Here is a 10667-nt window from a genome sequence, read left to right as displayed (position 1 = left end):
ATATCGCGAGTGGCCCACGGCCACCTGCCGCTGGTGCTGGGCGGCGGCCACGAGGTGGCCTTCGGCAGCTGGTCGGGCCTGGCACGCCACTTCGAGGCCCAGGGCGAGGCCCGCCCGCGGATCGGCATCATCAACCTCGATGCCCACTTCGACTTGCGCGACCCGAGGCACGTGCGCTCCTCCGGCACGCCCTTCGCCCAGATCGCAGCCGAGTGCCACGCCCGCAACTGGCCGTTCCGCTACGCCTGCCTGGGCGTGAGCCGGGCCAGCAATACCCGCGCCCTGTTCACCCGGGCCAGGGAACTGAACGTGCTGGTACGTGAAGACCACGAGATCGATGCCCTGCGCCTCGAAGCCATCGTGCGCGAACTAGGGCGCTTCATGGCCCGCTGCGACCACCTCTACCTCAGCATCGACCTGGACGTGCTGCCGGCCGCCGAGGCACCGGGAGTCAGCGCCCCCGCCGCCCGCGGCGTGCCCCTTGCGCTGATCGAACCGTTGCTGGAGGCCGTACGCGACACCGGCAAGCTGCGCCTGATCGACGTCGCCGAGCTCAACCCCAGCTTCGATATCGACGGCCGCACCGCCAAGGCCGCGGCACGCCTGATCCACCGGCTGACGCTGGATACCTGAACCGACACACAACGATTTGCAACACCAGAGAGAACACGACGATGAACAGCCATACCACTCCTGCCGATCCCCGCCACGACGTCAGCCGCCGTATCGCTGCGCCCACCGGCTCCGAACTCAGCTGCAAGAGCTGGCTCACCGAAGCCCCGCTGCGCATGCTGATGAACAACCTTCACCCCGACGTGGCCGAGCGCCCCGAAGACCTGGTGGTCTACGGCGGCATCGGTCGCGCCGCCCGCGACTGGCAGTGCTTCGATACCATCGTCGCGACACTCAAGCGCCTGGAAGACAACCAGACCCTGCTGATTCAGTCAGGCAAGCCGGTGGGCGTGTTCGAGACTCACAAGGACGCCCCGCGGGTGCTGCTGGCCAACTCCAACCTGGTGCCGGCCTGGGCCAACTGGGAGCACTTCAACGAGCTCGACCGCAAGGGCCTGATGATGTACGGCCAGATGACCGCCGGCTCGTGGATCTACATCGGCTCACAGGGCATCGTCCAGGGCACCTATGAAACCTTCGTCGAGGCCGGGCGCCAGCACTACGGCGGCGACCTCACCGGCCGCTGGATCCTTACCGCCGGGCTCGGCGGCATGGGTGGCGCCCAGCCGCTGGCGGCAAGCCTGGCCGGCGCCAGCTCGCTGAACATCGAATGCCAGCAGTCGCGCATCGACTTCCGTCTGCGCACCCGCTACCTGGACGAGCAGGCCGACGACCTCGACGACGCCCTGGCCCGTCTCGAGCGCTACACCGCCGAGGGCAAGGCGGTCTCAATCGGCCTGTGTGCCAACGCCGCCGACGTGCTGCCGGAACTGGTCAAGCGCGGCGTACGGCCGGACATGGTCACCGACCAGACCAGCGCCCACGACCCGCTGCACGGCTACCTGCCGTCGGGCTGGAGTTGGGACGAGTACGTGGCCCGCGGCAAGAGCGAAGCCGAAGCGGTGGTCAAGGCCGCCAAGCAGTCCATGGCGGTGCACGTGCAGGCCATGCTCGACTTCCAGCAGATGGGCGTGCCCACCTTCGACTATGGCAACAACATTCGCCAGATGGCCAAGGAAGAGGGAGTGGCCAACGCCTTCGACTTCCCCGGCTTCGTGCCAGCCTACATCCGTCCGCTGTTCTGCCAGGGCATCGGCCCGTTCCGCTGGGCCGCACTCTCCGGCGACCCGGAAGACATCTACAAGACCGACCAGAAGGTCAAGGAGCTGATCCCCGACGATCCGCACCTGCACCGCTGGCTCGACATGGCCCGCGAGCGCATCAGCTTCCAGGGGCTGCCGGCGCGCATCTGCTGGGTCGGCCTCAAGGATCGCGCCCGCCTCGGCCAGGCCTTCAACGAGATGGTCAAGAACGGCGAGCTCAAGGCTCCTGTGGTCATCGGTCGCGACCACCTCGACTCCGGCTCGGTGGCCAGCCCCAACCGCGAGACCGAAGCCATGATGGACGGCTCCGATGCCGTCTCCGACTGGCCGCTGCTCAACGCCCTGCTCAACACCGCCGGCGGTGCCACCTGGGTTTCGCTGCACCATGGCGGCGGCGTGGGCATGGGCTTCTCCCAGCACGCCGGGGTGGTGATCGTCGCCGACGGCACGGACGACGCCCACGCCCGCCTCGGCCGGGTGCTGCGCAACGACCCGGGCACCGGGGTGATGCGCCACGCCGATGCCGGGTACGATATCGCCAAGCAGTGCGCCCGGGAAAATGGGTTGGATCTGCCGATGCTCGATAAATAAGAGCGCCTCAACGTTCGGCGCGATGAGCGCCGGGAACAAGCCGAAGCGAGGGTTTTTTGCCATGGATGGCAAAAATAGCGCCCAGGGATGGGTTCACAGCGCCCTCGCGCAGACTTGTTGCCGGCACAGCTCATCGCTTCAGCTGCCAACGCATTTTCAGGAGAGAGATTCCATGACCCATCTCGACATTCGACCCGGCAAGATGACCCTGGCGCAGGCGCGCCAGGTGTTCGAGGCGCCGCTGCGCGTGACGCTGCCCGACAGCGCCGACGCCGCCATTCAGCGCGCCGTCGATTGCGTCAATCGCGTCGTCGCCGAGGACCGCACCGTCTACGGCATCAACACCGGCTTCGGCCTGCTGGCCCAGACCCGCATCGACCACGACAACCTGGAAGAGCTGCAGCGCTCGCTGGTGCTGTCCCATGCCACCGGCGTGGGCGAGCCCATGGAAGACGCCCTGGTGCGCCTGATCATGGTGCTCAAGGTCAACAGCCTGGCCCGCGGCTTCTCCGGTATCCGCCGCGAAGTGCTCGACGCCCTGCTCGCCCTGGTCAACGCCGAAGTCTACCCGCACATCCCGCTCAAGGGCTCCGTCGGCGCCTCCGGCGACCTGGCACCGCTGGCCCACATGAGCGTGGTGCTGCTCGGCGAAGGCAAGGCACGCCATCGCGGCGAATGGATCCCGGCCCGTCAGGCTCTCGAGATCGCCGGACTCCAGCCGCTGCGGCTCGCCCCCAAGGAGGGCCTGGCGCTGCTCAACGGCACCCAGGTCTCCACCGCCTACGCTTTGAAAGGGCTGTTCGAGGCCGAAGACCTGTTCGCCGCCGCCACGGTGTGCGGCGCGCTGACGGTGGAAGCCACGCTCAGCTCACGCTCGCCCTTCGATGCCCGCATCCACGACGCCCGCGGCCAGCGCGGCCAGATCGACGCCGCTGCGGCCTATCGTCACCTGCTCGGTGAGCGCAGCGAGATCAGCGACTCCCACGCCCACTGCGACAAGGTGCAGGACCCCTACTCGCTGCGCTGCCAGCCCCAGGTGATGGGCGCCGTACTGACCCAGATCCGCCAGGCCGCCGAGGTGCTGGCCGTGGAGGTCAACGCGGTATCGGACAACCCGCTGGTATTCAGCGGCGAGGGCGACATCCTCTCCGGCGGCAACTTCCACGCCGAGCCGGTGGCCATGGCCGCCGACAATCTGGCCCTGGCCCTGGCCGAGATCGGCTCGCTCACCGAGCGTCGCGTCTCGCTGATGATGGACACCCACATGTCGCAGCTGCCGCCGTTCCTGGTGGAGAACGGCGGGGTCAACTCCGGCTTCATGATCGCCCAGGTCACCGCCGCAGCGCTGGCCAGCGAGAACAAGGCCCTGGCCCATCCGCACAGCGTCGACAGCCTGCCCACCTCGGCCAACCAGGAGGACCACGTCTCCATGGCGCCGGCCGCTGGCAAGCGGCTGTGGGAGATGGCCGACAACGTGCGCGGCATCCTGGCCATCGAATGGCTGGCGGCCTGCCAAGGGCTCGATTTCCGCCAAGGACTGACCACCACCGAAAGATTGGAGCAGGCCAGGAAGGCACTGCGCGGCCAGGTCGACTACTACGACCGCGACCGCTTCTTTGGCCCCGACATCGAGAGCGCCACCCGCCTGCTCACCTCACGGGTGCTCAACGAGCTGGTGCCGGTGGAACTGCTGCCCAGCCACTGACCCGCCCTGTACGTTGAGGTAAGATATGCTACCCCGGCCCACCAGGCCGGGGTTTTCTTTCGCCCATCCGTTTCGCTTCGGTCCGATCCTCCAGCTCGAGAGCCGTCATGAATGCCATCGTTCTGGCCATCCTGGTCATGGTTACCCTCAGTCTCGCCCGCGTCTCCGTCGTCTTCGCCCTGATCGCCGCCAGCCTGGTCGGTGGGCTGGTCGCCGGCATGCCCATCGGCGCCATCATGGACGCCTTCAACCAGGGGCTCGGCAACGGCGCCACCATTGCGCTCTCCTACGCCGTGCTGGGCGCCTTCGCCGTGGCCCTGTCGCGTTCGGGCGTTACCGAGCTGCTCGCCGAGCGAGCGATTCGCGGCCTGCACCTGGACGACCAGCCGTCGAGCCGCCGCTGGGTCGCCTTCACCCTGATCGGCGCCCTGCTCGCCGCGGCGGTGAGCTCACAGAACCTGATCCCGGTGCACATCGCCTTCATTCCGGTGCTGGTGCCGCCGCTGCTCAAGCTGATGAATCACCTGCGCCTGGATCGCCGGGTGGCGGCCTGCGTCATCACATTCGGCATCACCGCGCCCTACATGCTGCTGCCGGTAGGCTTCGGCGCGATCTTCCTCAACGACATCCTGCTGGCCAATCTCAACGAGAGCGGCGCCGAGCTGGGCCTGGAGGTGACGCGCGGCATGGTGCCCATGGCCATGCTGATGCCCATCGGCGGCATGGCGCTGGGGCTCGCTGTCGCCGTGCTGTTCAGCTATCGCCGGCCGCGCCACTACGAGGATCGCGACCTGGCTCACGGCGACGAGACACCCGCCGAGGCGGCCAAACACCTGGCGCCCTGGCAGATGGCAGTGCTCGGCGCCGCGCTGGTGGGCACCGTGACGATCCAACTGCTCTCGGGTTCGATGGTGCTGGGCGGGCTGTTCGGCTTCGCCCTGCTCTCGGTCAGCGGCGTGTTCCGTTGGCACGAACAGGACGACATCTTCACCGAAGGCATGCGCATGATGGCGCTGGTGGGCTTCATCATGATCAGCGCGGCGGGCTTCGCCGGGGTAATGCAGGCCACCGGCGAGGTACCCGCTCTGGTGGAGGGCTCGACGGAGCTGATCGGTGACAACAAGGGCCTGGCGGCGCTGATCATGCTGCTGGTCGGCCTGTTCATCACCATGGGCATCGGCTCGTCATTCTCCACCGTGCCGATCATCGCCTCGCTCTACGTACCGCTGGCATTGAGCTTCGGCTTCTCACCCATGGCCACCGTCGCCCTGGTGGGTACCGCCGCGGCACTCGGCGATGCCGGCTCGCCGGCCTCCGACTCGACCCTGGGCCCCACCGCTGGGCTCAACGCCGACGGCCAGCACGACCATATCTGGGACACCGTGGTGCCGACCTTCCTGCACTACAACCTGCCGCTGATCGCCTTCGGCTGGCTGGCCGCCATGATGCTGTGAGGGTGCTGCGAGGGCGCTTTGAGAGAGCTCTTGTGGAAGATCAGCCCAGGCCGCAGCAGCTCTTGAACTTGCGCCCGCTGCCGCAGGGGCAAGGGTCATTGCGGCCGGGCTTGAGGCGCTCCATGGTGGGCTCGCCGTCGACATAGAACCAGCGACCCGCCTCGCGCACGAAGCGCGAGTTCTCCGCCAGCACGCCCCAGCGCCTGCCTTCGCGAAAGGTGGCGCGAAAATGCACGTGGCCACGCTCGCCCGCCGAGCCGTGATCGAGCACCTCGAGACGTATCCAGTTGGTGGCATCGTCCAGGTTCAGGTCCGCCGGGCGAGTGCTGGCGTGCCAGGTCGCCAGCAGGTAATCGTCGAGCCCCAGGGCAAAGGCACTGTAGCGGGAGCGCATCAGCGCCTCGGGGGTCGGCGCCGCCTCGCCGGTATGAAAGCGGCCGCAGCAGGCATCCAGCGGCAGTCCGCTGCCGCAGGGGCAGCGTGAGATCGTCGAAGTCATCGGTTCTCCGTTCCGTTGAGCCGCCATTCTAGCGCAGCCAGCGCTGCCGTTGCCGAGCCCCCTCGGATACCCACCGAAACAGAGCGACGGTTTCGCTCACAGCCTGCTGTCCTACACTGGAGGCAGCCTGTGCTCTCTGTCGCCGCTGCGTTGCAGCGGGCCGAACGGCGACTTCGGCAAACTAGCCAATAACACCCCGACAAGGAGTTGGGGCACGTAACTTGCGCTGGGTCACGGCACAGCGATAGCGCGTATGTTACATCTGAGCTTAGGAAACACTGCACAAATGCCTGCGCGAGCGAAATCACTGCGTTGCGCGGTGCTCGGAATCCTCACCTATACCCCATAGGCTCCGGTTCCTGTGCTCCGTGCGCCTTGTGCTTCATCTCGCTCGTCGATTTGTTCAGCGCTTCCCTTATTCACACCGCTTTCGGAGATATGGAAATGCCCGAACGCCAAGACGACTCCCGCACCGCCTGGCATGCCCTGCCCCCCGATGAAGCCCTGGAGAAGGTCGACGGCAACCGTGATGGCCTGAGCGATGACGAAGCCAAGTCGCGCCTCGACCACTACGGCCCCAACCAGCTCAAGCAGGAGGAGGGGCGGCCCTGGTGGCGGCGCCTGCTCGAACAGTTCAACAACATCCTGATGATCATACTGCTGGTGGCGGCGGTGGCGAGCCTGGCCCTCGGCCACATGCTGGACGCCGCGGCCATCGTCGGGGTGGTGATCATCATCGCGCTGATCGGCTTCATTCAGGAGGGCAAGGCCGAACAGGCCCTGGAAAGCATACGCAACATGCTCTCGCCACAGGCGTCGGTGCTGCGCGGTGGCAAGCGCAAGACCATCGACGCCGAGGAGCTGGTGCCCGGCGACATCGTCATGCTGGAGAGCGGCGATCGCGTGCCCGCCGATCTGCGCCTGCTCGAGGCCAAGCGCCTGCGCACCGAGGAGGCTGCCCTCACCGGTGAGTCCACCCCGGTGGACAAGCAGACCGACGCCGTCGAGGAGGACGCCGAGCTGGGCGACCGCAGCGCCATGATCTATGCCAGCACCATCGTGGTTCAGGGCACCGCTCAGGGCGTGGTGGTGGAAACCGGCACCCGCACCGAGATCGGGCGTATCTCGGAGATGCTGCGCGGGGTCGAGCAGCTCAAGACGCCGCTACTGCAGCAACTCGACCGCGCCGGCCGCGTACTGGCGATCTTCATCCTGGGCGCCGCCGCCCTCACCGCCGCCATCGGCGTGGTCCTCCACGGCGAGCCCATCAGCGCCATGTTCATGGCGGCGGTGGGCCTGGCCGTGGCCGCCATTCCCGAGGGTCTACCGGCCATCGTCACCATTACCCTGGCGCTGGGCGTGCAGGTCATGGCCAAGCGCAACGCCATCATCCGCCGTCTGCCGGCGGTCGAGACCTTGGGCTCGATCTCCACCATCTTCTCCGACAAGACCGGCACCCTGACCCGCAACGAGATGACCGCCCAGGCGATCTGGCTCCCCGAGGGCGAGTTCCGCCTTTCGGGCATCGGCTTCGCCCCGGAAGGCAAGCTGCACGCCGCCCCCTCAGAGAAGGAGAGCGACGAGTACGGCGAGGAGATCTCGCTGGACGACTACCCGGCGCTGGCGCACTTCCTCAAGGTCGGCGTGCTGTGCAACGATTCCGAACTCGCCGAAGAGGACGAGCGCTGGACGATCCACGGCGACCCCACCGAGGGTGCCCTGGTGGTGGCCGGCGCCAAGGGCGGCTTCGACACCGGCGAACTGCGCGACGAGCACCCACGCCAGGATGCCATCCCCTTCGAGTCCGAGCGCAAGTACATGGCCACCCTCAACGAGCTGGAGGGCAAGCGCCTGCTGGTCAAGGGCGCCCCGGACCGACTGTTGGAGATGTGCCACAAGGTACGTGGCGCCGACGGCGACAGCGAGCTGGATCAGCAGGAGTGGGAAGAGCGAATCCACGACCTCTCCTCCCGCGGCCTGCGTGTGCTGGCCCTGGCGGAAAAGGAGGCCGACGACATCTCCGGCGAACTCAGTGACGAGGACGCCGAGCAGGGCCTGGTGTTGCTGGGCCTGGTCGGGCTGCTCGACCCGCCGCGGGAGGCCGCCATCGAGGCCGTCAAGCAGTGCCTCGAGGCGGGCATCCGTCCGGTGATGGTCACCGGTGACCACGGCGTGACCGCCAAGGCCATCGCCGAACAGCTCGGCTTCGCCCACACCGACCGCGCCCTGACCGGACGCGAGATCGAGGAGATGTCCGACGAGCAGCTCGAGGAGTGCATTCTCGAGATCGACGTCTTCGCCCGCGCGGCGCCGGAGCACAAGCTGCGTCTGGTTAAGGCGATGCAGGCCAAAGGTGGAATCTGTGCCATGACCGGCGACGGGGTCAACGACGGGCCCGCCCTCAAGCGGGCCGACGTCGGAGTCGCCATGGGCATTCAGGGTACCGAGGCAGCCAAGGAGGCCGCCGAGATGGTGCTGGCCGACGACAACTTCGCCACCATCGTCGGCGCCATCGAGGAGGGGCGCAAGGTCTACGACAACATCCGCAAGACCGTGACCTTCATTCTGCCCACCAACGGCGGTCAGGGCCTGGCCATCATGCTGGCCGTGCTGGCCGGCACCCTGCTGCCGGTCACCCCGCTGCAGGCGCTCTGGGTCAACATGGTGGTGGCGGTCACCCTGGGCCTGGCACTGGCCTTCGAGAAGGCCGAAGAGGACATCATGCAGCGCGAGCCCCGCGATCCATCCGCGGCCCTGCTCGACCTCTTCCTGCTGTGGCGGGTGGTGTTCGTCTCGATTCTGCTGCTGATCGGCGTATTCGGCATGTTCAGCTGGATCCTGCAGGTCCAGGGCGGCAGCGAGGAGCTGGCGCGCTCCGGCGCCGTCAACATGCTGGTCATGAGCAGTGCGGCCTACCTGATCAACAGCCGCTTTCTGGTCAACAGCACACTCTCTCTGCACGGCATCTTCGGCAGCCGCCCGGTATGGATCGCCATCGGCCTGGTGGTACTGCTGCAGTTGGGTTGGACCTACATCCCCTTCATGCAGACGGTATTCGGCAGCGCCGCGCTGTCACCGATTCACTGGCTGGTGATCCTGGCCGGCAGCGTGGTGCTGTACCTGGTCGTGGAGCTGGAGAAGTTCATCCTGCGCAAGCGTGAGGGATCGGATGCCACCCACTCGGGCCGACATGACGAGGCGACGACTTCTGCCAACTAGGTTCGGCGACTGGCGCGGCTGGGCCGGTCGTCTGGCCCTGCTCGCCTTGCTGTGGTGGATGCTCGGCGGCGGCGAAGCGGAGAGCTGGCGCTGGGGAGTGCCGGCCATCATCATCACCGCCCTGGTGATGCCGATTCCCGATCTGCCGCTGCGGCCAGTGGCCTGGTTGCGCCTGCTGCCGCTGGCCCTGTGGCTCGGCCTGCGCGGCGGTATCGAGGTGGCCTGGCTCGCCTGTCGTCCGCGCATGCAGCTCGACACACGAGTCATCGAGCATCGTTGGCAGCGGCTGGACGACGCCTCCGGCCGCTTGTTCATGGCGACCTTGATCAATCTGCTGCCCGGCACCCTCACCGTTCGTATCGACAGCGACCATCTCCAGGTGCACGTGCTGCACTATCGGGACGGTATCGCCGACAGGCTGCAACGCCTGGAGGGGCAAATCGATGCGCTTTTCGGTGGCCGCCATCTTCGCAACGAGGGCTCCCCATGACGCCGATCTATCTGTTCGCCGCCGTCCTGCTGCTGGCCAATGCCGGTGTCGCTGCCTGGCGCATCTGGCAAGGGCCGACCAGCGCCGACCGCATGGTGGCCGCAGAGCTGATGACGACTACCACCGTGGCAGTGCTGCTGATACTGAGCCCGCTGGTCGAGCAGCCGGCCCTCGTCGACATTGCGCTGCTGTTCGCCCTGCTTGCCGCAGTGGCCATGGCCAATTTCGTCACCCGCACCTGGACGCTGCTGAGAGAGGACGGTCAGGCACGCGAGGAGGCCAGGCATGACTGAGTGGCTCGAAGTGGTCAGCCATTTGCTGGTGGTCGCCGGCGCGCTGTTCTTCGTCACGGGCAGCCTGGGCTTCATCCGCTTTCCTGATGTCTTCACCCGACTGCACGCCATGACCAAGGCCGATAACCTGGGGCTCGGGCTGCTCTGTTCCGGCCTGGCGCTGCAGGCCGACGGCCTGGCCGAGGCGGCCAAGATCATGCTGATATGGCTACTGGTGCTGCTGGCTTCGGGCATCGGCGCCACGCTGGTGGCATCGACGGCAGCTGCCTGCGGCATTCGTCCCTGGCAGAACCGCACAGGCGCAAGCCGGGAGGCACGCCAGGAGCCGCAGGAATGACGGCGCTGACCCTGGGCTTCGATCTGCTGCTCGCCGCCGGCCTGATCTGGCTCGGCTGGCAGGCACTGTTTCTGACCCGCCGCTTTGCCGCCGTGGTCCACTTGATGGCCTTCAACCTGCTCATGGCGCTGGTCTGGGTACGCCTCGAGGCGCCGGACATCGCCCTGGCGGAGGCCGCCATCGGCGCTGGGGTGACCGGCGCACTGCTGCTCACGGCGCTAGGCCGCCTGCCCAGCACGGCCGCTGTCGGCTCCCATCCGCAGCGCTGGCACCGCTACTGGCGCTATCCGGCCGTCTTCGCCGC

10 protein-coding genes are annotated in these 10667 nt (G+C 67.3%); 9 read left to right on the top strand and 1 reads right to left on the bottom strand.

What is annotated here, in order from left to right; translation table 11 throughout:
* The 4 genes from B8115_RS13935 to B8115_RS13920 form a co-directional block, all read left to right on the top strand.
* On the top strand, positions 1 to 633 hold a 633-nt coding region (locus tag B8115_RS13935), incomplete at its 5' end, for a formimidoylglutamase (RefSeq protein ID WP_010628427.1).
* Positions 634 to 674: 41 nt separating this feature from the next.
* A complete protein-coding gene (hutU, locus tag B8115_RS13930) occupies positions 675 to 2366 on the top strand; it encodes a urocanate hydratase (protein ID WP_010628426.1) in 1692 nt (563 codons plus the stop codon).
* A 172-nt stretch (positions 2367 to 2538) separates the two neighbouring features.
* Positions 2539 to 4071, top strand: coding sequence for a histidine ammonia-lyase (hutH, locus tag B8115_RS13925; protein WP_010628425.1), 1533 nt, complete (start codon positions 2539 to 2541; stop codon positions 4069 to 4071).
* 107 nt (positions 4072 to 4178) lie between these two features.
* Positions 4179 to 5525: a Na+/H+ antiporter family protein gene (locus B8115_RS13920; protein WP_010628424.1), complete on the top strand. Its 1347-nt coding sequence runs from the start codon at positions 4179 to 4181 to the stop codon at positions 5523 to 5525.
* Between the two features lie 40 nt (positions 5526 to 5565).
* Here B8115_RS13920 and B8115_RS13915 read toward each other — a convergent pair whose 3' ends face one another.
* Positions 5566 to 6024, bottom strand: coding sequence for a YchJ family protein (locus tag B8115_RS13915; protein WP_010628423.1), 459 nt, complete (start codon positions 6022 to 6024; stop codon positions 5566 to 5568).
* Between the two features lie 444 nt (positions 6025 to 6468).
* Here B8115_RS13915 and B8115_RS13910 point away from each other — a divergent pair, with 444 nt between their 5' ends.
* The 5 genes from B8115_RS13910 to B8115_RS13890 all read left to right on the top strand — a co-directional run.
* The gene (locus B8115_RS13910) at positions 6469 to 9243 is read left to right on the top strand and encodes a cation-transporting P-type ATPase (protein ID WP_010628422.1); all 2775 of its coding nucleotides are present in this window, start codon (positions 6469 to 6471) and stop codon (positions 9241 to 9243) included.
* A complete protein-coding gene (locus B8115_RS13905) occupies positions 9215 to 9733 on the top strand; it encodes a Na+/H+ antiporter subunit E (protein ID WP_051004641.1) in 519 nt (172 codons plus the stop codon). Before B8115_RS13910 ends, B8115_RS13905 begins: the two co-directional genes overlap by 29 nt.
* On the top strand, positions 9730 to 10026 hold the full coding sequence (locus B8115_RS13900) for a monovalent cation/H+ antiporter complex subunit F (RefSeq protein WP_010628420.1): 297 nt from the start codon (positions 9730 to 9732) through the stop codon (positions 10024 to 10026). The genes B8115_RS13905 and B8115_RS13900 overlap by 4 nt, the downstream gene beginning before the upstream one ends.
* Positions 10019 to 10363: a monovalent cation/H(+) antiporter subunit G gene (gene mnhG / locus B8115_RS13895; RefSeq protein ID WP_010628419.1), complete on the top strand. Its 345-nt coding sequence runs from the start codon at positions 10019 to 10021 to the stop codon at positions 10361 to 10363. The genes B8115_RS13900 and mnhG overlap by 8 nt, the downstream gene beginning before the upstream one ends.
* Positions 10360 to 10667: DUF4040 domain-containing protein (locus tag B8115_RS13890; RefSeq protein WP_010628418.1), on the top strand; the 308-nt coding region annotated here is incomplete at its 3' end. The genes mnhG and B8115_RS13890, both read left to right, overlap by 4 nt.

Origin of the sequence: Halomonas sp. KM-1, assembly GCF_000246875.1 — a bacterium.
GTDB classification, from domain to species: Bacteria; Pseudomonadota; Gammaproteobacteria; order Pseudomonadales; family Halomonadaceae; genus Halomonas; species Halomonas aerodenitrificans.
This window is presented reverse-complemented; position numbering and strand designations above follow the sequence as displayed.

Bases quoted from the DNA above. Each gene is read 5' to 3' on its own strand.
- hutU (WP_010628426.1), top strand. From the start codon at position 675: ATGAACAGCCATACCACTCCTGCCGATCCCCGCCACGACGTCAGCCGC.
- hutH (WP_010628425.1), top strand. From the start codon at position 2,539: ATGACCCATCTCGACATTCGACCCGGCAAGATGACCCTGGCGCAGGCG.
- B8115_RS13920 (WP_010628424.1), top strand. From the start codon at position 4,179: ATGAATGCCATCGTTCTGGCCATCCTGGTCATGGTTACCCTCAGTCTC.
- B8115_RS13915 (WP_010628423.1), bottom strand. From the start codon at position 6,024: ATGACTTCGACGATCTCACGCTGCCCCTGCGGCAGCGGACTGCCGCTG.
- B8115_RS13910 (WP_010628422.1), top strand. From the start codon at position 6,469: ATGCCCGAACGCCAAGACGACTCCCGCACCGCCTGGCATGCCCTGCCC.
- B8115_RS13905 (WP_051004641.1), top strand. From the start codon at position 9,215: ATGACGAGGCGACGACTTCTGCCAACTAGGTTCGGCGACTGGCGCGGC.
- B8115_RS13900 (WP_010628420.1), top strand. From the start codon at position 9,730: ATGACGCCGATCTATCTGTTCGCCGCCGTCCTGCTGCTGGCCAATGCC.
- mnhG (WP_010628419.1), top strand. From the start codon at position 10,019: ATGACTGAGTGGCTCGAAGTGGTCAGCCATTTGCTGGTGGTCGCCGGC.